General features: G+C 39.9%; 20 protein-coding genes. 14 read left to right on the plus strand and 6 right to left on the minus strand.

What is annotated here, in order from left to right:
- Nucleotides 1–49: 49 nt before the first annotated feature.
- The 3 genes from BGO42_RS11965 (at nucleotide 50) to BGO42_RS11975 (ending at nucleotide 3,414) form a co-directional block, all read left to right on the plus strand.
- Nucleotides 50–490, plus strand: a complete 441-nt coding sequence (locus BGO42_RS11965; protein WP_273244432.1) for a retropepsin-like aspartic protease — start codon at nucleotides 50–52, stop codon at nucleotides 488–490.
- Between the two features lie 61 nt (nucleotides 491–551).
- Nucleotides 552–2,144 (plus strand): FIDD domain-containing protein, encoded by a 1,593-nt coding sequence (locus BGO42_RS11970; RefSeq protein ID WP_273244431.1) that lies wholly within the window; start codon nucleotides 552–554, stop codon nucleotides 2,142–2,144.
- Nucleotides 2,145–2,583: 439 nt separating this feature from the next.
- On the plus strand, nucleotides 2,584–3,414 hold the full coding sequence (locus tag BGO42_RS11975; RefSeq protein ID WP_273244429.1) for a hypothetical protein: 831 nt from the start codon (nucleotides 2,584–2,586) through the stop codon (nucleotides 3,412–3,414).
- Between the two features lie 37 nt (nucleotides 3,415–3,451).
- Here the strand turns inward: BGO42_RS11975 and BGO42_RS11980 are convergent, their stop codons facing one another.
- The 3 genes from BGO42_RS11980 to BGO42_RS11990 all read right to left on the minus strand — a co-directional run bounded on the left by BGO42_RS11980 (nucleotide 3,452) and on the right by BGO42_RS11990 (nucleotide 8,888).
- Complete coding sequence (locus BGO42_RS11980) at nucleotides 3,452–4,669, minus strand: TCR/Tet family MFS transporter (protein WP_177730327.1); 1,218 nt, start codon at nucleotides 4,667–4,669, stop codon at nucleotides 3,452–3,454.
- Nucleotides 4,670–4,840: 171 nt separating this feature from the next.
- A complete protein-coding gene (gene odhB, locus BGO42_RS11985) occupies nucleotides 4,841–6,061 on the minus strand; it encodes a 2-oxoglutarate dehydrogenase complex dihydrolipoyllysine-residue succinyltransferase (RefSeq protein WP_177730329.1) in 1,221 nt (406 codons plus the stop codon).
- A 55-nt stretch (nucleotides 6,062–6,116) separates the two neighbouring features.
- The gene (locus tag BGO42_RS11990; RefSeq protein ID WP_273244426.1) at nucleotides 6,117–8,888 is read right to left on the minus strand and encodes a 2-oxoglutarate dehydrogenase E1 component; all 2,772 of its coding nucleotides are present in this window, start codon (nucleotides 8,886–8,888) and stop codon (nucleotides 6,117–6,119) included.
- A gap of 114 nt (nucleotides 8,889–9,002) precedes the next feature.
- Between BGO42_RS11990 and BGO42_RS11995 the strand changes: the two genes are divergently transcribed.
- Entirely contained in the window at nucleotides 9,003–9,548 is a 546-nt protein-coding gene (locus BGO42_RS11995; RefSeq protein ID WP_273244593.1) for a hypothetical protein, read from the plus strand.
- Here the strand turns inward: BGO42_RS11995 and BGO42_RS12000 are convergent.
- A complete protein-coding gene (locus BGO42_RS12000) occupies nucleotides 9,532–9,882 on the minus strand; it encodes a hypothetical protein (RefSeq protein WP_177730333.1) in 351 nt (116 codons plus the stop codon). The genes BGO42_RS11995 and BGO42_RS12000 overlap by 17 nt on opposite strands.
- A gap of 22 nt (nucleotides 9,883–9,904) precedes the next feature.
- The gene (locus BGO42_RS12005) at nucleotides 9,905–10,879 is read right to left on the minus strand and encodes a polyprenyl synthetase family protein (protein WP_273244424.1); all 975 of its coding nucleotides are present in this window, start codon (nucleotides 10,877–10,879) and stop codon (nucleotides 9,905–9,907) included.
- Between the two features lie 135 nt (nucleotides 10,880–11,014).
- On the opposite strand from BGO42_RS12005, the gene BGO42_RS12010 reads away from it, so the two are divergent.
- From BGO42_RS12010 to BGO42_RS12025, 4 genes are read left to right on the plus strand one after another with little or no spacing between them, the layout of a single operon-like run.
- Nucleotides 11,015–11,608, plus strand: coding sequence for a TetR/AcrR family transcriptional regulator (locus BGO42_RS12010; RefSeq protein ID WP_177730337.1), 594 nt, complete (start codon nucleotides 11,015–11,017; stop codon nucleotides 11,606–11,608).
- A gap of 14 nt (nucleotides 11,609–11,622) precedes the next feature.
- Entirely contained in the window at nucleotides 11,623–12,954 is a 1,332-nt protein-coding gene (locus BGO42_RS12015) for a TolC family protein (RefSeq protein ID WP_273244421.1), read from the plus strand.
- Between the two features lie 15 nt (nucleotides 12,955–12,969).
- Nucleotides 12,970–14,034, plus strand: coding sequence for an efflux RND transporter periplasmic adaptor subunit (locus BGO42_RS12020; protein ID WP_273244419.1), 1,065 nt, complete (start codon nucleotides 12,970–12,972; stop codon nucleotides 14,032–14,034).
- A gap of 51 nt (nucleotides 14,035–14,085) precedes the next feature.
- Nucleotides 14,086–17,259: an efflux RND transporter permease subunit gene (locus BGO42_RS12025; protein WP_273244417.1), complete on the plus strand. Its 3,174-nt coding sequence runs from the start codon at nucleotides 14,086–14,088 to the stop codon at nucleotides 17,257–17,259.
- A 133-nt stretch (nucleotides 17,260–17,392) separates the two neighbouring features.
- Here BGO42_RS12025 and BGO42_RS12030 read toward each other — a convergent pair whose 3' ends face one another.
- On the minus strand, nucleotides 17,393–17,740 hold the full coding sequence (locus tag BGO42_RS12030; RefSeq protein ID WP_177730345.1) for a toxin-antitoxin system YwqK family antitoxin: 348 nt from the start codon (nucleotides 17,738–17,740) through the stop codon (nucleotides 17,393–17,395).
- Between the two features lie 230 nt (nucleotides 17,741–17,970).
- On the opposite strand from BGO42_RS12030, the gene aspS reads away from it, so the two are divergent.
- The 6 genes from aspS to BGO42_RS12060 all read left to right on the plus strand — a co-directional run bounded on the left by aspS (nucleotide 17,971) and on the right by BGO42_RS12060 (nucleotide 23,105).
- On the plus strand, nucleotides 17,971–19,725 hold the full coding sequence (aspS, locus tag BGO42_RS12035) for an aspartate--tRNA ligase (protein ID WP_273244415.1): 1,755 nt from the start codon (nucleotides 17,971–17,973) through the stop codon (nucleotides 19,723–19,725).
- 171 nt (nucleotides 19,726–19,896) lie between these two features.
- Entirely contained in the window at nucleotides 19,897–20,097 is a 201-nt protein-coding gene (locus BGO42_RS12040) for a cold-shock protein (RefSeq protein WP_177730349.1), read from the plus strand.
- 233 nt (nucleotides 20,098–20,330) lie between these two features.
- The gene (locus BGO42_RS12045; protein WP_177730352.1) at nucleotides 20,331–20,696 is read left to right on the plus strand and encodes an NADH-quinone oxidoreductase subunit A; all 366 of its coding nucleotides are present in this window, start codon (nucleotides 20,331–20,333) and stop codon (nucleotides 20,694–20,696) included.
- A gap of 65 nt (nucleotides 20,697–20,761) precedes the next feature.
- The gene (locus BGO42_RS12050) at nucleotides 20,762–21,313 is read left to right on the plus strand and encodes an NADH-quinone oxidoreductase subunit B (RefSeq protein ID WP_177730354.1); all 552 of its coding nucleotides are present in this window, start codon (nucleotides 20,762–20,764) and stop codon (nucleotides 21,311–21,313) included.
- Between the two features lies 1 nt (nucleotide 21,314).
- Nucleotides 21,315–21,836, plus strand: a complete 522-nt coding sequence (locus BGO42_RS12055; protein ID WP_273244412.1) for an NADH-quinone oxidoreductase subunit C — start codon at nucleotides 21,315–21,317, stop codon at nucleotides 21,834–21,836.
- 33 nt (nucleotides 21,837–21,869) lie between these two features.
- Entirely contained in the window at nucleotides 21,870–23,105 is a 1,236-nt protein-coding gene (locus BGO42_RS12060) for an NADH-quinone oxidoreductase subunit D (RefSeq protein ID WP_177730358.1), read from the plus strand.
- Nucleotides 23,106–23,109 lie beyond the last annotated feature (4 nt).

A 23,109-nucleotide genomic window follows, 5' to 3' on the forward strand; every position in this document is an offset into this window, starting at 1 on the left:
AAAAGTGCAAAGGTACAAAGTTGTTCGTTTTTTAAACTATTTTTGAGTTATGGAAAACTTGCATGAGATCTTAAAAGATAAAGGCTATCTTAAAATTCCTTTTAAAGTATCAAAAACACAGCATTTACTGATAAAAGCCAAAATCAACGGCGTTCCCGGCAGTTTTATTTTAGACACCGGAGCATCCAATAGCTGTATTGGCTTTGAAAGCATCGACCTTTTTAAACTGGCCGCACAGGATTCGCCCACCATGGCTGCCGGAGCCGGCGCCACAGGAATGCAGACTAAAATGGCAACGGATAACCTGCTGCAGCTTTCCCGATGGAAAACCAGTGATTTTGCACTGGTCATTTTTGACATGAGCCATGTCAATCTGGCCTTACAACAATACAAAGCAAAACCGGTACACGGAATAATCGGGGCAGATATACTACTAAAAGGCAAAGGAATCATTGACTACTACAACCATTATTTATATTTAAAAAAATAATCCTCGCTATTTGTGCATTTTTCATTAGCTTTGAGACTCAAATCACTGAAAGCCAAAGCACATGAAAAAAAACTACTTTATCACATCACTACTTATCCTACTGATCTCTTTCGCTTCGTTTGGACAGGCTTGTAACGTTCCGGCAAATATTGCCGTGACCAATGTTACAGCGACTACCGCCAACATTAGCTGGACATCTTCCAACAATGAAACGCAGTGGGAAGTTATTATTTTGCCACTTGGTACTCCTGCACCACAACCTGGCACTCCCGGAATAGTATCGGTAACCAGTCCTTATACCGTTACGATGCTATCGCCTTGTACTTCCTATGATGTATATGTGAGAGCCATTTGCACTCCAACAACAAACAGCAACTGGTCTGCTCCGGTAAATTTCAATACCATAATGTCTCTACCTGCCAATGGCCTGCCTAATTTATTAATATGCGGCATGAATAATAGCGGTTTTGCCCTTTTTAATTTAACGGCACAAACCCCGGTTGTATTAGACGGCTTAAATCCGGCTACACATACTGTAGACTATTATACAACCATGCAGGATGCTAGTAACAGCGCCAATCCGATAGCCACACCTCAAAGCTACACCAACACAACTCCTTTTTCACAAGTAATTTTTGTACGGGTTAGCGATACCGCAACCGGCTGTCATCGCGTTATTAGCTTTAACCTGACCGTTAATGCTTCACCTGTTGTAAGTTTACCAGGAACAGGTTTCATTTGTTTTGATGCCAATACCAGTACAACAACGCCTTATACCATTTCAACCGGTCTGTCCGGCACCCTGCATTCTTTTGTATGGTCCCTGAACGGCACTCCTATTTCCGGTGCTGCCGGCGCAACTTTTAATGCTACACAAGAAGGTGTATACAGTGTAACAGCCACCGATATTGTTAATGGATGTACCTCAATGCCTTCCGAAATTGTACTTAGCTTAACAAATGCTCCTACCGCTACTGCTGCGATTACCAACCAAACGGTAACCATAAATGTTAGCGGCCAGGGTGATTTCCAATTTCAAATTGATAATGAGCCGGCACAAAACAGTAACATCTTTACCAATGTTGCTTTAGGAACGCATTCCATAGCCATTATCCCTTCGCATTCCAGCTGTGGCCCACTATATTTAACCGTGACCGTGACCACACCATCGGCTCCATTAGGACAACCGACACAGACATTCACACCGGGACAGACATTAGCCCATCTTACCGTTAACGGGCAAAACATCCAATGGTATGCAAATCCGGCTGCTCACGGGTTAACAACCGAGCCTACATTACCGCTATCAACCGTTTTAGTAAACAATACTACCTATTATGCTTCACAAACCATTAACGGTATTGAAAGCCCGGACCGTTTAGCGGTAACAGTCTCCACTGCTTTAAACAGCGAAGATTTCACCTTTAAAAAACTGGCTTACTATCCGAATCCGGTAGCCAATACGTTAACTGTTTCAAACCAGGAGAATTTCAGTAACATTACTGTTACCAATTTACTGGGGCAGCTTATTGTAAATAAATCCCTGAATACAAACCAATATGAAATGGATTTTTCCAGCCTGTCAAAAGGTATTTATCTTATAAAAGTAAAAGCCGCTGATCAGGAAAAAACGTTTAAGATCATCAAAAATTAACAACGATAAATTCTCCAAAACACATGACCAGTCAGGATTTCCTGGCTGGTTTTTTTTATAGATAGCGTTTAAGGTCTACCCCATTTAACCCGAAGACAACAGGTCCGGATTTTATCAATAAAAGATCCGGCAGCAGCAAACCGGATTTTAACGCAAAAATTATCTTTGCCCTTTACCCTTTACCCTTTGCTTTTTGCTTTTCGCCTTTTGCTCATTACTTCCCCATCCATCCCCTAAAAAACAACTTTCTTGAAAAAGAATTAAAAAACAGTTTTTAATAATTTATTTATGTTAAATATTTTTATTAATCCAAAAATATTGTTAAAATTTGTAAAACTTTAACACTAACTTATGCGTAACTAACCCTCATGTTTAACTCAATTTAATGACACTATGTAAAAAGAACTAAAAATCTAACCCAATCTTAACTAACTAAAAAATGAAACTGATTATTGAACAACTAAAAAAAGGCATTCAAACCCATCCTTCCGTTCTTAACAGTACCTTGTCGAGTGTAAAAACATGGAAAAGAGCCCAATACCTTATATTGGCTGAAATTATTGCACACAAACTATCCAAATCGGAACACCTGCAGGGTGTCAAAAAAAATGAATTAGGAACAACTATCTCCAGCACGACCTTACAGCGGATTTTCACTAATGATTATTCCAACAAGGAAAACACCGACTTACGCTTTTTAAAAACCTTAGACAAACTCGCTATTTTTATCGGGTTTCCCTCTCTGAACAGTTTTATTTTAAACCAATCCTGCGAGAACAATACTGCTGTAGCTGAGGAACACAGAACCAAAGATGTGCTCAGCAGTTATTTTGAAAACCTGATTTATCAGTTTTGCCAGGATGAATTTAACTGTCTTTTAAAACTCCCTCAGGTCGATTTAAGCGGTCTTTCCGATTCCATCTTTGAAGATGGCCCCTTAACAAAACGCGTCACGGATTTATTGGAGAAGTACTCCAAACTGGACTTACAGCTGAACAACGAAAACAACCGTTCTAATTTTGAAATTTATGATTTCCGGATCACCAGTATTGACGACACCCTTGTTGTTATTTCTGCAAAAGAATTCTGGAACCTCGAATGGAGAAACCACCAGGGAGAGATTGTCAACGTTTACAATAAAATTAACCGTCAGACCTATTTTATAAAAAAACGGGGAGATAGCTGGCGCATTTGGGACAACTATAATCCGGACTACAACAACCTTAATACAGAAGTCTCACAGGACATGATGAAAAAAATGGAAGTCTAATAAAAAACCCCGTAAAAATGTACGGGGTTTTTAAATATTACAACTGGCCTTTCTTAAAAACCATATAGGCAATGATTGTACTGATAAGCATCAAAACACCACCTAAAACAAATGGTGCTCCCGCAAACTGGAACGGCGCTTCATCATGTGTAAAATAATAGAACGTATTGGTCATTAACGGCGGGCCCACAATCGCAGTTGCACTCGTTAAACTCGTCAAGGTTCCCTGTAATTCTCCCTGTTCTGTAGCCGGAACATGGCTCGTTATAACCGATTGTAAAGCCGGTCCTGCGATACCACCCAAACAATACGGAACCAGGAACAGGAACATCATCCAGCCTTCAAAAGCAAAGGCAAACAAAAACATCCCCAAGGTATACAAGACCATTCCGAAATAAATACTCTTTTCGTTTCCTAATTTCGGATTGATCCAGCGAATCAGTCCGCCCTGAACGATACCAACCAGCAAACCAATCACACCTAAAGAAATACCAACCATTCGTTCATCCCAGTCAAACCGGTACATGGTAAAGAAACTCCAGTTACTGTGTACGGCATGGGCAGCGACATACAGGATCACCATCGAAACGATGAGTCCCAGTAAAGCCGGATATTTTTTCAGGTTCATAATTGCCCCGATCGGATTAGCCCGTTTCCAGTCGAATTCCCTGCGGTTTTCTTTCGATAAGGATTCCGGCAATACAAACAGTCCGTACAGGAAGTTAACGGCACATAAAACCGCTGCGGCATAAAAAGGGATACGGGAACCGTATTGCCCCAAAACACCACCGATAACCGGCCCGATAATAAATCCCAATCCGAATGCAGCACCAATCATTCCAAAGTTTTTTGCCCTGTCTTCACTGGTACTGATGTCGGCTATATAGGCCGAAGCTGTCGTAATACTGGCTCCGGTTACACCGGCCAAAATACGCCCGATAAACAGCCAGGTAATGGTGGGCGCAAAGGACAGCAAAAGGTAATCCAGTGCAAACCCCAGAAGCGACAACAGGATAATTGGCCGTCTTCCGTATTTATCACTGAGGTTTCCAATGAGCGGCGCAAAAATAAACTGGGTTATGGCATACGAAAAAGTCAGCCAGCCTCCATATTTGGAAGCCACACTGATATCGCCGTGAATAAGCTCCTCTATCAGCTTTGGGATAACCGGAATTATAATTCCCCATCCCGTAATGTCGATAAGCATGGTAATAAAAATAAAACCAATAGCGGCCGACTTTTTATTTTGTTTCATTAATTTTTTCTTAATAATTACAGCACAAAAATAATTTTTTTTGACTGCGTTTGTTAATTTTCTTTTTAAAGTTGGTATAAAAATCACATCCGGGATGCCGTGACATCCTGATTTACAAAGCATAAAAAAACCACGCTAAAAGCGTGGTTTTTTTATTGTGTCTATCTTAGATTAAAGCTCTAAAGCTTTTTTAGGATTATTATCCATTAAGATTTCCATTGGGTTTTCCAACGCTTCTTTTACAGCCACTAAGAATCCTACAGATTCACGACCGTCAATAATTCTATGATCATAAGATAATGCTACAAACATAACCGGAGCGATAACAATCTGACCGTTTTTAACGATCGCACGCTCTACTACATTGTGCATTCCTAAAATACCGGATTGCGGAGGGTTGATGATTGGTGTAGACAACATACTTCCGAAAACACCACCATTAGAAATAGTAAATGTTCCGCCAGTCATTTCATCAACTGTAATTTGTCCGTCACGTGCTCTGATAGCCAAACGTTTGATTTCTGCTTCAACACCACGGAACGTTAATAATTCTGCACTGCGAACAACCGGTACCATTAATCCTTTAGGACCGGAAACCGCTACAGAAATATCACAGAAATCGTATGAAATTTTCTCCTGACCGTCAATCATTGAATTTACATCAGGATATAATTGTAATGCTCTTGTAACTGCTTTTGTAAAGAAAGACATAAAGCCCAAACCTAAACCGTGTTTTGCTTTAAAAGCTTCTTTATATTCTTCGCGTAAAGCATAAATAGCGCTCATGTCAACTTCATTGAATGTAGTTAACATTGCGGTCTCATTTTTAGCAGAAACCAAACGCTCTGCCACTTTACGACGCAACATGGATAATTTTGTTCTTTCAGAACCTCTGGATCCACCTGTAGGCGTTCCCATAGACGGTACTGCATTTACAGCATCATCTTTAGTAATTCTTCCACCTTTTCCAGTACCAACAATTTCTGTAGGCTGAATGTTTTTCTCGTCTAAGATTTTTCTTGCTGCCGGTGAAGGAGTTCCTGTAGCATACGTAGTTGCTGCCGGAGCCGGAGCTGCTTTTGGAGCTTCCGCTTTTGGAGCCTCAGCTGCTTTTTCTTCTTTTACCGGTGCTGCTGCGCCACCTTCCGGTTTTGCTGCTCCCGTATCGATTAAACAAACTACCTGACCAACTGCAACTGCATCACCTTCTTCCGCCTTAAGGGTAATAATACCACTTGCTTCCGCTGGTAACTCTAAGGTTGCTTTATCCGAATCAACCTCTGCAATAGCCTGATCTTTTTCTACATAATCTCCGTCTTTTACCAACCACGTTGCGATTTCAACTTCTGTGATCGATTCCCCCGGTGAAGGGACTTTCATTTCTAAAATCATCGGTATATAATTTTATAAGGTGTTGTTATTTTTATATGAGTATCAAAAATACGTATTAATTGAATAAATTCTTGTCAAAAACCATTGCAATTGCATTTGCATGACGTTTTTTAGAACGGGTATAACTTCCGGCTGCCGGTGCACTATACGCTTTTGGCGATGCCAAACGGAATTTAACTTCGTCAAAATTCATCAGCATATAACCGTAAGCACCCATGTTTTTAGGTTCTTCCTGAGCCCAAACATAATCGTCTGCATTCGGGTATTTTGCAATAACCGCTTTGATTTGCGCTACCGGTAACGGGAACAACTGTTCTATTCTTACAAGAGCCACATCTGTTCTGCCCTGCGCTTCTCTTTCTGCCAATAAATCATAGTAGAATTTACCGGTACAGAATACCAATGATTTTACGTCATTAGGATTTACCGAAGCATCGTCAATAACCTCCTGGAAGCTTCCGTTTGCAAATTCTTCAATAGAAGATACCGCTAACGGGTGACGCAGTAAACTTTTTGGTGTGAATACAATTAATGGTTTTCTGAATTTTGTGATCATCTGTCTTCGCAACAGGTGGAAGAAGTTTGCCGGCGTTGTACAGTCGGCCACATACATATTGTGTTTGGCACACAATTGTAAATAACGCTCCATACGTGCCGAAGAGTGCTCCGCTCCCTGGTTCTCATAACCGTGAGGCAATAACATTACCAAACCGTTCTGATTGTTCCATTTGTCTTCTGCTGCCGAGATGTACTGGTCAATCATGATCTGCGCTCCGTTAGAGAAATCCCCGAACTGTGCTTCCCAGATTGTCAGTGTGTTCGGACTTGCCAATGCATATCCGTAATCAAAACCTACCACGCCATATTCCGATAACAAAGAGTTATAGATATAGAATTTTCCTTTTTGATTTTTTAACTGGTTTAATAATACTACTTCTTCTTCCGAATCTTCTACTTTCACTACCGCATGACGGTGTGAGAACGTACCTCTTTCTACATCCTGTCCGGAAATACGAACATCATATCCTTCTGTCAGTAACGAACCGTAAGCCAGCATTTCTCCCATAGCCCAATCCAGCTTGTCCGTTTCGAAAAACATCGTTTTTCTGTCGTTAATCAGCTTCTGGATTTTGCTGATGAATTTTTTATCTGCCGGAAGTTCCGTTACTACTTTAGCAACATCCGTTAGCACCGATTTATCAACTTTCGTATCAAATTGCTGCAACATTCCTTCGTCACTAACCTGCTCGAATCCTTTCCATTCATCCTGCATGAAAGGAGTAATCACCGTAAGGTCTTTTTTACGGGAAGCTTCTAAATTTTCCTCTAAGCCTGCTTTGTATTCTGCCTCCAATCCGGATACATAATTGCCGTCAATTACGTTTTCCGATTTCAGTTTTTCAGCATAAATATCTCTTGCATTTTTATGCTTGGAAATTATTTTATATAACTGTGGCTGTGTAAAACGAGGCTCATCACCTTCGTTGTGCCCATATTTTCTATATCCTAATAAATCGATGAAAACATCCGATCCGAATTCCATACGGTAATCCAATGCAAACAACATGGCATGCACTACAGCCTCTGCATCATCTGCATTTACGTGTAATACCGGTGATAAGGTTACCTTAGCGATATCGGTACAATAAGTAGACGAACGGGCGTCTAAATAGTTTGTTGTAAATCCAACCTGGTTGTTGATCACCAAATGGATCGTTCCGTTTGTTTTGTAACCATCCAGATTAGCCATCTGAACAATTTCATAAACAATACCCTGTCCGGCAACAGCTGCATCACCGTGAACGGCGATTGGCAATACTTTAGAGGTATTGTCCGGGAAATAACGGTCTTGTTTTGCTCTTGCGATTCCTTCAATCACAGCACCAACAGTCTCTAAGTGAGATGGATTTGGCGCTAAGTTGATATTAATATTTTTACCGGTCTGTGTGGTACGGGTTGCGGTTAAACCAAGGTGGTATTTAACGTCACCGTCAAACAACGCGTCATCATCATAGTCTTTTCCGTCAAATTCTGAGAAAATGTCCTGAGTCGCTTTTCCAAAAACATTAGCCAATACATTCAAACGTCCTCTGTGTGCCATTCCCATTACGAACTGCTCAACTCCTTTTTCGGCTGCCGTTTCAATTAACGCATCCAAAGCCGGAATTGCCGATTCACATCCTTCTAACGAGAAACGTTTTTGCCCTACATATTTTGTATGAAGGAAGTTTTCAAAAGAAACCGCTTCATTCAGTTTTTTAAGGATACGTTTTTTCTGGTCTGCATTAAAATCAGGAAGGTTATCATTGATATCCAAACGCTTCTGAATCCACTCAATCACTTTAGGATCTCTGATGTACATATACTCTACTCCAATCGATTCGCAGTATACTTTATTAAGATGATTCAGAATTTCCTGAAGCGAGCACGGATTTAAGTTTACTACTCTCGCAGCATCAAAAACCGTATTCAAATCGGCAGAAGTCAATCCGAAGTTTTCAATCGCTAAAGAAGGGCTGAAAATTCTTCGGTCACGAACCGGGTTCGTTTTGGTAAATAAATGTCCTCTTGTTCTGTAACCTTCTATTAATTTCAGAACGTTAAATTCTTTTTGTAGTTTATCGGAAACCGCAGAACAGTCTGTCTGACCACCAGCCATTGCTGTTAATTGTTCTACCGGACCTTCGTTATATTCGCTTGCGAAGTCAAACCCCTGGAAGAAACTCCTCCAGCTTGGTTCAATGCTATCAGGATTTTGTAAATATTGATCGTATAAGTCTGCAAAAAATGCAGTGTGTGCCGCGTTTAAAAAGGAAAACCTATCCATAACTTTGTCTAAAGACCTTTTTTGTTAGAAAATTTTTCGCAAAAGTACGATAATTGTAATAATCTTTCAATGTTTTTCATACTTTTATATCATAAAATATTCCTAAAAATGATTATGAAATCAAGCATCCGTAGTTTTTTAACAATCTTTTTGAGTTGTGTATTTTTTTTAATGACGAGTTCTTCAATAAAAGCGCAAGAACGCTTGCAAATCACTCAAAAAAATGAATTTTGGAGCAGCGTACGCTTTGGTGGCGGCTTAGGACTTAATTTCGGGAATAATTTCACCAATGTCATGGTTGCACCAAGTGCAATTTATGACGTAAACCCTTACTTTTCAATAGGTCTTGGCTTACAGGGCAGCTATGTTAAGCAGAAAAATTTCTATGATTCCTACATTTACGGAGCCAGTATTATAGGGCTTTTTAACCCTATTCCCGAAGTACAGTTATCGGCTGAAATTGAACAACTTCGCGTAAACAATACCTACACGCAGTTTACACCGGAAATTGAAGATAATTTCTGGAATACAGCCTTATTTTTGGGTGCGGGATACAACTTTAACGGGGTAACCGTCGGGGTGCGTTATAATGTTTTATTCAAAGAAAGAGACAATGTGTACCACGAGGCTTTTATGCCTTTTGTTAGAATTTATTTCTAAACCATACCTTTTGCCATTCCCGCTTTAAAATCAAAAAAGCAACCTGTTCCGAAAGGTCAACCAGGTCGGAACCATCTAATTTTTTAATCTGGTCTTCCGGCACGTCAATGATGTACAGCAGGTTTAAATATTCGGCAAATTTAAACTGAATCAGGCGGTATATTTTTTCATGCAGCTGCAGCTTTAAATCGATCGGCGTTATAGCCACCGGAAAGTCCACACTTTCATTAGCAAGCGTAAAATCCTTATTGATCTGTTCGATCAGTTTCAGATACAAATCTTCCTTTTGCGCTTCCGAGAGCAATAAATCGGTATTTTGTGGTGCTACAAACATGGTATTGGGTTTTATATAAAAGCTATACCTTTCTTTTCATCAGGTTCTCGCCAAAAGTTTTCAGCTCTTCTTTTTTATCCGCTTCAATATTCATTTTATCCAGCGTTTCAAAAGCTTTCAGCGTATACTCTTCAATCGCTTTCTGAGTCGCCTGGCTCGCGCCGGTTTCTTCGAATATTCTTTTTACGGAATCAATTTTCTCTTTATTATCCGTTGGCTGAATCGAGAACAGATGCAGTAACTGGGCTTTGGCTTCCGGATTAGCAAACGCTAACGCTTTCAGATACAAATAAGTCTTCTTATTTTCAATGATATCACCACCAACCTGTTTTCCAAAAGTCAGCGGATCGCCAAAAGCATCCAGATAATCATCCTGAAGCTGGAAGGCTATTCCCAAATTCAGTCCGAAATCATAAATCAAATCGGCATTCTCCGTTGTGGTTTCGGCTACAATTGCCCCCATTTTCATGGCAGCCCCAACCAGAACCGCTGTTTTGTACTCGATCATTTTCAGGTACTGCGGAATGGTTACATCGTCACGTTGTTCAAAATCCACATCCCATTGCTGTCCTTCACAAACTTCCAGCGCTGTTTTACTAAACAGTTTTGCCAAAGCTAAAAAGATCGCAGGTTCATAATTCTCAAAATACTGGTAGGCCAATATCAGCATCGCATCGCCCGACAGGATTCCGGTATTCACATCCCATTTTTCATGAACCGTTTCATTCCCGCGGCGCAAAGGCGCATCATCCATAATATCGTCATGAATCAGCGAAAAGTTATGAAACAACTCAACCGCTGTGGCTGCAGCAACTGCTTTTTCAGCATCGGCGTTAAAAACTTCTGCCGCCATTAATGTCAGAACCGGACGCATCCGTTTTCCTCCTAAGGACAAAATATAAACAATGGGATCGTATAAATTTTTAGGTTCTTTCTCTAAAGAAATTGTAGAAAAGTATTCCGAAATAAGCGTCTGATAATAACTTACTGAATGCATGGATGATATTTTCGGCTAAAATAGTTCAAATATCAGCGCAATCAAAGCCAAAAAAAATGTTAAATAATCGTAAAAACTTTGGAAACTTTTTTAGTATTAAAAGTTTCCGTTATACATTTGCCGAAATTTTTAAGAATGAAAAACGAAATTTTAGAGAAATCATCCGACATGTTTTTACGACTGGGCTTCAAAAGTGTTACGATGGATGACATAGCTGCTGAGATGGGGATTTCAAAAAAAACCATTTACGAACATTATGCCACCAAGCTGGAATTAGTAAAAGCGGCTACTTTTTTCCTGTATGAGAAAATCTCATCGGGAATAGACCATATCTGTTCGCTGGAAAAAAACCCTATCGAAGAGCTGTTTGATATTAAAGAGTATGTTCAGAATAATTTAAAAGACCCGAATTCGTCTCCAATTTTCCAATTGCAGAAATACTATCCGAAAATACACGCCTGTTTAAAAACCATGCAGTTTGAAAAAATGGACCACTGTGTTATTGACAATCTGAATCGCGGAAAAAAAGCCGGTTTGTTCCGACCTGAGATCGATGAAGAATTTATCGGGCGTATCTATTATGCCAGTGCGATGAGCATTATGGATTTTGAACTGTTCCCGGAAGAAATGTACACCCGCAATGAACTTGATGAGAAATTACTGGAATACCATGTGAGAGGCATCGCCACTCCAAAAGGAATTGAAACGTTAGAAAAATTACTTAAATAATTAATAACCACTATATGAGAACAGGAATAACAATTGCGTTATTATTTTTTGCCATAATCACTCAGGCACAAGTTCAGCGTCTGACCCTGAAAGACGCTCTTAAATATGCATTGGAAAACAAATCTGATGCAAAAAAAGCGAAACTGGATGTCGAAAACAGCAATCATCAGATTGCAGAGGTACGTTCAAGAGCGCTTCCGCAGATAAGCCTGAACGGCAATGTAACCTATAACCCTATATTACAGTTAAACGCATTACCTGGGGACTTTTTCGGACAACCGGGTTCGACCATTTTAGCGCCTTTAGGACAAAAATGGAATTCCGTAGCCGGAGCAACCTTAACCCAGAATCTTTTTGATTATTCTATTTTCACCGGTTTAAAAGCGGCGAAATCCACAAGAGAATTCTACCAGGTTAATGCACAGTTAACGGAAGAACAGGTAATCGAAAAAGTAGCGAATGCCTACTACCAGGTTTTTGTTCAGAAACAAAAACTGATTACGATTGACAGTACTCTGGACAACACTACCAAAGTGCGAAACATCATCAGTGGTCAGTTTAAAAACGGTCTGGCGAAAAAAATCGATTTAGACAGGGTAAATGTAAAAATCATCAACCTGAATTCAACCAGACAACAATTGGTTAACGGTGTTCAGATGCAGGAGAATTCATTGAAATTCTTAATCGGTTTACCGGCAGCTACCCCAATTGAAATCGTAAAAGAGGACATTCAGGTAAAACCTTTTATGAAAGAAACACCAACGGTAAGCAACAGAACAGAGTATCAGTTGTTAGAAAAACAAAAACAATTATTACAATATCAGAAGCAATCGTTTGTAGCGGAGCATTATCCAACACTTTCTTTAACAGCAAACTATAACTATATCGGGCAGGGACCAAAATTACCGCTTGGCGCCAAACCGGCAGACGGTGTGTACTGGTCTGACTATTCCGCTATAGGACTAAACCTTAGAATTCCTGTCTTTACCGGTTTTGCAACCCGTTCCAAAGTAAGACAGGCCGATATCAGCCTTCAGAAAATCGAAGAAGATATGAAAGACCGGGAATTGTCGTTAGGACTGGAATTTGAAAATGCAAAATCGCAGATCAACAACAGTTTAATCACGATCAACAATCAGAAAGAAAATGTTAATCTGGCACAGGAAGTTTTCAGCAATACGAAAAACAACTATATCAACGGGCTGGCTACTTTAACCGATTTACTGGATTCGGAAAATGCTTTAACAGAAGCGAAAAACAATTACACATCCGCTTTACTGGAATACAAATTAGCCGAAATTCAGATCATCAAATCACAGGGAGAATTAAAAACACTTTTAAATTAATAACCATCAATCAATATGAAAAGAAAGATTATCACAGCAATCGTTTTATTGGGCTCACTGGGTCTGATAGGATATGTGTTAAGCAGTAATAAAGAGAAGAATGAAGAAAAAACGGCTGTAGTTGCGGAAACTAACGCGACGGTAGTTGTCAAAATAGATACTGTAAGAACAGAACCGGTTTCGTTGGATTTTGTAGCTAACGGAAACTTTTACCCTTCACAGGAATTAAACTTTTCTGCTGAAAATTCAGGACGTGTTACCAAAGTTTTAGTAGACGAAGGCAGCGCGGTTCGAATCGGACAGACGTTAGCGGTTATCAAAGCAGACAAAATGAATGTGGATCTTCAAAATGCAGAAGCATCCTACCAGAATGCAGTGACCGATGCACAGCGTTTCGAAAGTGCTTTTAAAACCGGCGGGGTTACCAAACAGCAACTGGATCAGGCAAAATTAGCCCTGGCAAATGCCAAAGCACATTTGGCTCAGGCGCGCATTACTTTGGGCGATGCAACCATCAAATCCTCTATCAACGGGATCGTTAACAAACGTCTTATCGAACCGGGATCTGTAGTTTCTCCGGGAACGGCATTGTTTGAATTAGTAAACGTATCCACGTTAAAATTAAAAGTAACCGTAAGCGAGAACCAGATTGCCGGATTAAAAATCGGTACGCCGGTTAACGTAAAAGCAAGTGTTTATCCGGATAAAGAATTTAACGGAAAAATTACGTTTATCGCTCCGAAAGCAGACAGCAGTCTGAATTTCCCTGTAGAAATCGAAATTACCAACAATGCCGGTAACGATTTAAAAGCAGGTATGTACGGAACGGCTCAATTTGCTCCGTCATCGGACAAAACACCTTTAATGATCGTTCCGAGAAATGCATTTGTAGGAAGTGTTAGCGCTAATGAAGTTTTTGTAATGGAGAACAACGGTACTGCTAAAATGAAAAAAGTAACAGCGGGAAGAATCATTGGTGAAAAAGTAGAAATCCTGGGTGGTCTGAACAATGGTGATATTGTTATAACCAGTGGTCAGATTAACTTAACCGATGGTGCAAAAGTGACTGTTTTAAAATAGTTAGGACCTGATTGAAACAATCAACGTCAGAACTTAAAACTCAAAAAATATATGAAATTAGCAGAAATATCAATAAAACGCCCGTCACTAATTGTCGTTCTCTTTACGATTCTGACATTAGGAGGATTATTCAGCTACGGCCTTTTGGGTTATGAATTAATCCCGAAATTTGAAAATAACGTAATCAGTATTTCTACCATATATCCCGGAGCTTCTCCTGGTGAGGTTGAAAATACCGTTACAAAGAAAATAGAAGATGCGATTTCTTCATTGGAGAACATTAAAAAAATCGACTCCAAATCATACGAAAGCTTATCGGTTGTTGCCATTCAGTTAAACAACAATGCCAATGTGGATTTTGCTTTAAATGATGCCCAACGTAAGATCAATGCCATTTTGAGTGATCTTCCGGACGATGTAAAACAGCCGTCATTAAGTAAATTCTCCCTGAGTGATTTACCGATCATGACTATCGCTGCCAATGCCAAAATGGATGAAGCACAGTTTTTTGACCTTATCGACAAAAAAATCAGCCCGATCCTTTCCCGTGTAAACGGTGTGGCACAGATTCGTCTGATTGGCGGACAGGAACGTGAAATTCAGGTAAACCTGGATGCCGATAAAATGAAAGGATACGGATTATCTGTTCCTCAGGTACAACAGGGAATCTTAACCTCAAATCTGGATTTCCCTACAGGAAGTATCCAGACGCGTGACCAGAAAGTATTAATCCGTTTAGCCGGAAAATACAAAAATGTTCAGGAGCTTCGAAACTTAATTGTATCGGACAAAAACGGAATACAGATTCGTCTGGATGATATTGCCGATGTTCAGGATGCCCAGAAAGATGTTGAAAAAATTGCCCGTGTAGACGAGAAAAACGCGATTATTCTGCAGGTTATCAAACAATCTGATGCGAATGCGGTTGATGTAAGTGAGCAGGTTCAGAAATTATTAGGCCAATTAAAAGTTGACTATCAGGCACAGCAGTTAGAATTAAATATTGCCAACGACAGTTCCGTATTTACTTTGGAAGCTGCCGACTCGGTTATTCACGATTTAATTTTGGCGGTAATCCTGGTTGCCCTGGTAATGTTATTCTTCCTGCACAGTATCCGTAACTCACTTATTGTAATGGTTTCCATTCCGGCCTCTTTGATCGCAACCTTTATCGGGTTTGTATTCCTGGATTATACCCTTAACTTAATGAGTTTATTAGGACTTTCATTAGTAGTTGGTATTCTTGTGGATGATGCTATTGTGGTACTGGAGAATATTTACAGGCACATGGAGATGGGTAAAAACAGGGTACGCGCCGCTTATGATGCTACATCCGAAATTGGTGGAACCGTAGTATCGATTACATTGGTAATTGTGGTGGTGTTCTTACCGATTGCGATGAGTACCGGTTTGGTATCCAACATTATTACGCAATTCTGTGTTACCGTAATTATCTCAACCTTATTATCATTACTGTCGTCCTTTACGATTGTTCCGTGGTTATCTTCCCGTTTTGGAAAACTGGAGCACATTGAAGGTAAAAACCTGTTTGGAAGAATCATTTTAGGATTTGAAAGCTTACTAACCCGTTTTACAAACTGGGTAAGTAATATCTTAACCTGGTGTTTAGGACATAAAAGAAGAACTTTAGCCGTTGTTTTGGTTTTATTTGTTTCCTCTTTATATATGGTTGCCGGTGGTTATGTGGGTGGAGAATTCTTCGCCAGATCGGATGCCGGAGAATTCCTGGTACAAATCGAAATGCCGAAAGACGCTTCATTGGAACAAACGAACTTTATGACGCAGAAAGCGGAAGATTTCCTTAAAAAAGAAGAAGATGTTAAGAGTATGATCACTACGGTAGGGCAAACCAGTGAAGGATTCGGAGGAACACAGGCTACGGCTTATAAATCTGAAATCCGTGTAAAAATGGTTGACCAGAAAGACCGTGAGGACGATTCTTATGTATATGCGGCCAAAACAAAACGTAAACTGCAAAAGGTATTGGTAGGCGCTAAAATCAAAACCGTAGGTATGAGTATCATGGGTACGGCAGAAGAAGCACCTTTAGCTTTAGTGATTACCGGAACCACACTGGACAGTGCTATGGTTTTCGCAAAAGCGGCCGAGAAAGAATTGTACAAAATAAAAGGAGCTTCCGAGATTAAACTATCGGTAGAAACCGGAAACCCGGAAGTAAATGTTCAGGTAGACCGTGATAAAATGGCGGCATTAGGATTGACCTTACAAACGGTTGGTATGACTATGCAAACAGCTTTCAGCGGAAATACCGACGGAAAATACCGTGCCGGAGAGTACGAATACGACATCAACATCCGATACAATGCTTTCAACAGAAAAAACATTGAAGATGTCAGCAACCTGAACTTTGTTAACGACAAAGGAGAACAAATCAAATTGTCACAATTTGCTACGGTAAAAGAAGGATCAGGACCAAGCCAGCTGGAGCGTCGTGATAAGAGTGCTTCCGTAACCGTTCAGGGACAAACAGTAGGTCGCCCTACGGGTACTGTTGCTGCAGAATGGCAGTCGGCTTTCGAAAAATTACACAAACCAACCGGTGTAAACTATGTTTGGGGTGGTGATATGGAAAACCAGACAGAAGGTTTCGGAACATTAGGATTCGCCTTATTGGCCGCTATCATTTTGGTTTACCTGGTAATGGTTGGTCTATATGACAGTTATGTTCACCCGTTTGTAGTATTGTTCTCGGTACCGTTATCCTTCATTGGAGCGTTATTAGCCTTAGGTTTAACAAACAACTCCTTAAATATCTTTACCATTTTGGGAATTATCATGCTAATTGGATTGGTCTGTAAGAATGCGATCATGCTTGTTGACTTTACGAATCAGCGTCGTGCTGCCGGGGAGTCCATTCACGATGCCCTAATTCAGGCAAACCACGCGCGTCTTCGTCCGATCCTGATGACTACGATTGCGATGGTATTCGGTATGCTACCTATCGCATTGGCTTCCGGAGCCGGAGCCGAATGGAAAAACGGACTGGCCTGGGTAATTATCGGAGGATTAATCAGTTCCTTATTCCTTACTTTAGTAATCGTACCGGTTATCTATGATATCATGGAGATAATTATTCACAAATTCTCTAAAGGGAAAAGCACAAATTATGCCGAATTAATGGTAGAAGACTATGTCGCGAATGAAATTAGCGAAGATGGTTTTACGCCAACGCATAAAATGTAAACAAAAACAAACAAAACAATTTAAACTAAGAATGGCTGTTATAAATTTTATAACAGCCATTCCTCTTTTAAGAAGCTGGTCCTATTAAGACCGTGCGAACAGTATTAACTTTTTTTGAAAGTTCAAACCATAATTAATTCCTGTTTACCAAAGCTTCCTGTTTCCAGCTTTTCACATCGGCAATTCTGCTATTGGAATAATCCACTTCACTTAAAGTCGCTTTATTCCAGAAAAACCATTTTCCTGATTTTTTACCGTCAGCATATTCGCCTATTGATTGTTTCGATCCGTCTTCGTTAAAGGCAACCCATTTTCCGTGAGGCTTAGCATCTTTATAGAATCCCTCCTGCTTCAACTGGCCATTATCGTAATAGTATGTTGCTTTGACTAACCCACCTACAATCTCATATTTTGGTTCTATATTTTGTGCAAACAACACTCCCGAAAACAATAATAATCCTGCAATTAAGTTCTTTTTCATAGCTTTAAAGTTTAAATAGGTTAACAATTATATATCAAATGTATAAATTAAATTTACAATTAGAAAACTTTTACTTAACAATTTAGTAACATTGGATAAAACTTAACATTGGAAAGCAGGCATTTATGACACACAGGGTCATTTTTTACAAAAGAATCCATACAAAACTTTAATCCTTTGACTTTAAACTTGAAACAAAAAACTTAAATTTGCGCTTAAATTTTAAAAAAATGTATAGAAGTCATAATTGTGGAGCATTACGAGCTTCCGATATCAGTAAAGAAGTTACTTTGGCCGGATGGGTTCAGAAAACACGTGATAAAGGATTCATGATCTGGGTTGATTTACGCGACCGTTATGGAATCACACAATTAATCTTTGATGCAAACAGAACAAATACCGATGTTTTTGAAAAAGCCAAGACATTGGGCCGTGAATTTGTCATTCAGGTTAAAGGAACCGTTATTGAACGTGAATCCAAAAACGCTAACATTCCAACCGGAGACATCGAAATTTTAGTTTCCGAATTAAACATATTAAATGCGGCCATTACACCGCCGTTCACGATTGAAGATGAAACCGACGGTGGCGAAGATATCCGTATGAAATACCGTTATCTGGATATCCGCAGAAACCCGGTAAAAAACAGTTTACTATTCCGTCACAAAGTGGCTCAGGAAGTTAGAAACTATCTTTCCGCACAGGATTTCTGCGAGGTAGAAACACCTTATTTAATAAAATCCACTCCGGAAGGAGCCCGTGATTTCGTTGTTCCTTCCCGTATGAACGAAGGACAATTCTATGCCCTGCCGCAATCGCCGCAAACATTCAAACAATTACTGATGGTGGGCGGTATGGACAAATATTTCCAGATTGTGAAATGTTTCCGTGACGAAGATTTAAGAGCCGACAGACAGCCGGAGTTTACACAAATTGACTGCGAAATGGCATTTGTGGAACAGGAAGACATCCTGGACACTTTTGAAGGATTGACCCGTCACTTACTAAAAGAGATCAAAGGAATTGAAGTAGACAAATTCCCGAGAATGACATACGATCATGCCATGAAAACCTATGGTAATGACAAACCGGATATCCGTTTCGGGATGGAATTCGGAGAATTAAATGCTGTAGCACAGCACAAAGAATTCGCAGTATTCAACAGTGCCGAGCTGGTTGTGGGTATTGCAGTTCCGGGCGGTGCTGCCTATACCCGAAAAGAAATTGACAATTTGATCGACTGGGTTAAGCGACCACAGATTGGTGCTTCCGGAATGGTTTATTGTAAATATGAAGCAGACGGCAGTTTCAAATCGTCTGTAGACAAATTCTACGACCAGGAAGACCTACAAAACTGGGCAAAAGCAACTCAGGCAAACCCGGGCGATTTGATCCTAGTTTTATCTGGTCCGGCAAACAAAACACGTTCCCAGTTAAGCGCTTTGCGTATGGAAGTGGCAACGCGTTTAGGACTCCGCAAACCGGAGGAGTTTGCACCACTATGGGTAGTCGATTTCCCGCTATTGGAATGGGATGAAGAAAGCGAACGTTTCCACGCGATGCACCACCCGTTTACCTCTCCGAAACCGGAAGACATGCACTTACTGGAAACCGATCCCGGAAAAGTAAGAGCCAATGCTTACGACATGGTTTTAAACGGAAATGAAATTGGCGGCGGATCTATCCGTATCCACGACAAAGAAACACAACAGCTGATGTTTAAATATTTAGGTTTCAGCGAAGAAGAAGCCAAAGCACAATTCGGATTCCTGATGGATGCTTTCCAATACGGAGCGCCGCCACACGGCGGACTGGCATTCGGACTGGACCGTTTGGTAGCCATTTTAGGCGGCCAGGAAACAATCCGCGATTTTATCGCCTTCCCGAAAAACAATTCCGGAAGAGACGTTATGATCGATGCGCCGGCAGTAATTGACGACAAGCAACTGGAGGAATTATCCATTAGGATTGCCCTTAAAAAATAGATAAAAAAGCGGATTTCGGTCCGCTTTTTTTAATGAATTAAAACAATCTTAACAGAAATTTAAACTTATCAAAAATTAAACATAATCACCTTATTTTTTTCACTAAAAACTTGTTTGTGTTAAAAAAAAGTTTATCTTTGGTAATTATTAATTATTTTTTTTTATTACTCTATGCGAACAGGCAAAGTAAAATTTTTTAATGAATCCAAAGGTTATGGATTTATTACTGACGAAGAAACAGGAAAGGACATTTTCGTTCACGCTACTGGAATTAAAGTTGAAACTTTAAATGAAGGTGATAAAGTTTCTTACGAAGAAGAAGAAGGAAGAAAAGGTAAAGTAGCTGCTAAAGTAGTAGTTATCGAAGACTAATAAATATATTAATTTTTGGTTACCTAAATGACTAAACCGCTCTTCTCAGAGCGGTTTTTTTATACCTGCATTTTACACAAAAACTCTTTTATAAAATTTCATTATTTATATTTAGTCTAAATATATTTTGCGATTACAGCAGAAAACCACGCCAAAATCATTAAAAATTAAAGTTGCTTATCCCGCTAAGGAATGTATATTTGTGAATTATTTCCAGAATTAAGAGATTAATCATGCAAACAAACCAAATTGATTACATTCCAATAGTGATGCAATCACTTTTAGCTATCGGATTTGTGGTAACTACCATCATAATTTCAGGCTATTTAGGACCTAAAAGGCACTCGAAAAACAAGGATAAAAATTTCGAATGCGGTATCGAATCTGTCGGTAATGCCCGTATTCCTTTCTCAGTTAAATACTTTTTAGTCGCTATATTATTTGTTCTTTTCGATGTTGAAGTGATATTTATGTATCCTTGGGCCGTTAACTTTAGAGCTATGGGCTTAGAAGGATTCTTAAAAATGGGGATCTTTATGACGCTTCTTGTAGTGGGCTTTTTTTATGTCCTCAAGAAGAAAGGATTGGAGTGGGAATAAGAATTTGATTGTAGACGGTTTTCTGGACTTTTGAAACCCGTTGAAAATCCAAAAAAATAATAACGATGAGTGATACTTCTAAATATAACATGGTAGACGCTCCGGAAGGATTTGCCGGAGAAGGATTTTTTGCTACCAAATTAGATTCTGTTGTAGGATTAGCCAGAGCCAATTCTTTATGGCCATTACCGTTTGCAACATCATGCTGCGGTATTGAATTCATGGCAACCATGGCTGCCCATTATGATGTGGCACGTTTCGGATCGGAACGTATGAGTTTCTCGCCAAGACAGGCAGACATGCTGCTGGTTATGGGAACCATAGCTAAAAAAATGGCTCCGATTTTACGCCAGGTTTACGAACAAATGTCAGAACCGAAATGGGTTATCGCTGTTGGAGCCTGCGCTTCTTCCGGTGGTGTTTTTGATACCTATTCCGTACTTCAGGGTATTGACAAGGTAATTCCTGTGGATGTGTACGTTCCGGGATGCCCGCCAAGACCGGAGCAAATTCTGGACGGTATCATGCGCTTACAGGAAATTGTAAAAAGCGAATCCGTTAGAAGAAGAGGATCAGACGAATACAAAGACTTATTAGGTTCTTATAACATCAAATAAAATGGCTTTAGAAACCTCAGTAATACAAAACAAATTGATTGAAAATTTCGGATTAAAAGTAGCCGATTTCTTTCAACAACATGATATTTTCACATTTGAAGTAGCATCAGACTCTATCGTAGAAGTTATGAAATTTCTAAGAGATGATGCTACTTTACGTTTTAATTTCCTAACCGATTTGTGCGGTATCCATTATCCGGATTACGACAAAGACCGTCAGTTTGCCGTGGTATACCACATGCACAACTGGGTGGACAATGTTCGCATCCGCATCAAATGCTATCTGAACGGCGACCAGCCGGAAATCGATACGGTAACCGGGCTTTTCCTAAGCTCAAACTGGCAGGAAAGAGAAACCTATGATTTTTACGGAATCATATTTAAAGGACACCCGCAATTAAAGCGTATTCTAAACATGGATGAAATGGAATCTTTCCCTTTGCGTAAAGAATTCCCAATGGAAGACGGCGGAAGAACCGATAAAGACGACCGATTTTTCGGTAGAACAACCCAAAATTGCTAATAGTAACCTGAAAAAAATATTTTTACAACTAAAATGTCAGATCTATTATTACCACCAGAGCATCGATATGCGAAAGTTATTGAGAGCAGAAGAAATGAAGACGGAAGTGAGCTTTCGATACTGAACTTAGGTCCTACGCACCCTGCTACCCACGGAATCTTCCAGAACATCCTTTTAATGGACGGGGAACGCATTCTTGATGGTGAAGGTACCGTTGGATACATCCATCGTGCTTTTGAGAAAATTGCCGAAAACAGACCTTTTTACCAGATTACGGTTTTAACCGACCGTATGAACTATTGCTCCGCTCCTATTAATAATATGGGATGGTGGATGACTTTAGAAAAAGCACTTGGAATTGAAGTGCCGAAAAGAGTACAATACCTTCGTGTAATCATCATGGAATTAGCCCGTATTGCCGATCACATTATCTGTAGTTCGGTTATGGGAGTAGATACAGGGGCCTTAACCGGATTCTTATATGTATTCCAGTTCCGCGAAAAAATATATGAAATCTACGAAGAAATCTGCGGTGCCCGTTTGACCACAAACATGGGAAGAATCGGAGGTTTTGAAAGAGAATGGAGTCCGGCAGCTTTTAAAAAGATCAACGACTTTTTAGAAGAATTCCCGCCAATATGGACAGAATTTGAAAACCTGTTAACCCGAAACAGGATCTTTATGGACCGTACTATCGGAGTAGGAGCCATTACTGCAGAAAAAGCAATCAGCTACGGATTTACAGGTCCGAACCTGCGTGCTGCCGGTGTGGATTATGACGTTCGTGTAATGCAGCCATACAGCTCGTATGAAGATTTCGAATTCAACATTCCCGTAGGAAAACACGGAGATACTTATGACCGTTTCTGCGTTCGTAATGCAGAAGTCTGGGAAAGTTTGAGTATCATCCGCCAGGCATTGGCAAAATTACCGGAAGGACCATACCATGCAAATGTACCGGATTATTACCTGCCGCCAAAAGATGAAGTGTACCACAATATGGAAGCTTTAATCTACCACTTTAAAATCGTAATGGGAGAAGTTCCTGTGCCGTTAACGGAAGTATACCATCCTGTTGAAGGAGGAAACGGAGAAGTTGGTTTCTATTTGATTACCGACGGAAGCAGAACCCCTTATCGTTTACATTTCAGAAGACCATGCTTTATATATTATCAGGCTTATAACGATATGGTTAGAGGACAAATGCTTTCCGATGCGATTGCAACTTTGTCAAGTCTTAACGTAATTGCCGGTGAATTAGACGCATAATGAT

The sequence above is a fragment of the Flavobacterium sp. 40-81 genome, from assembly GCF_001898245.1.
Classification (GTDB): domain Bacteria; phylum Bacteroidota; class Bacteroidia; order Flavobacteriales; family Flavobacteriaceae; genus Flavobacterium; species Flavobacterium inviolabile.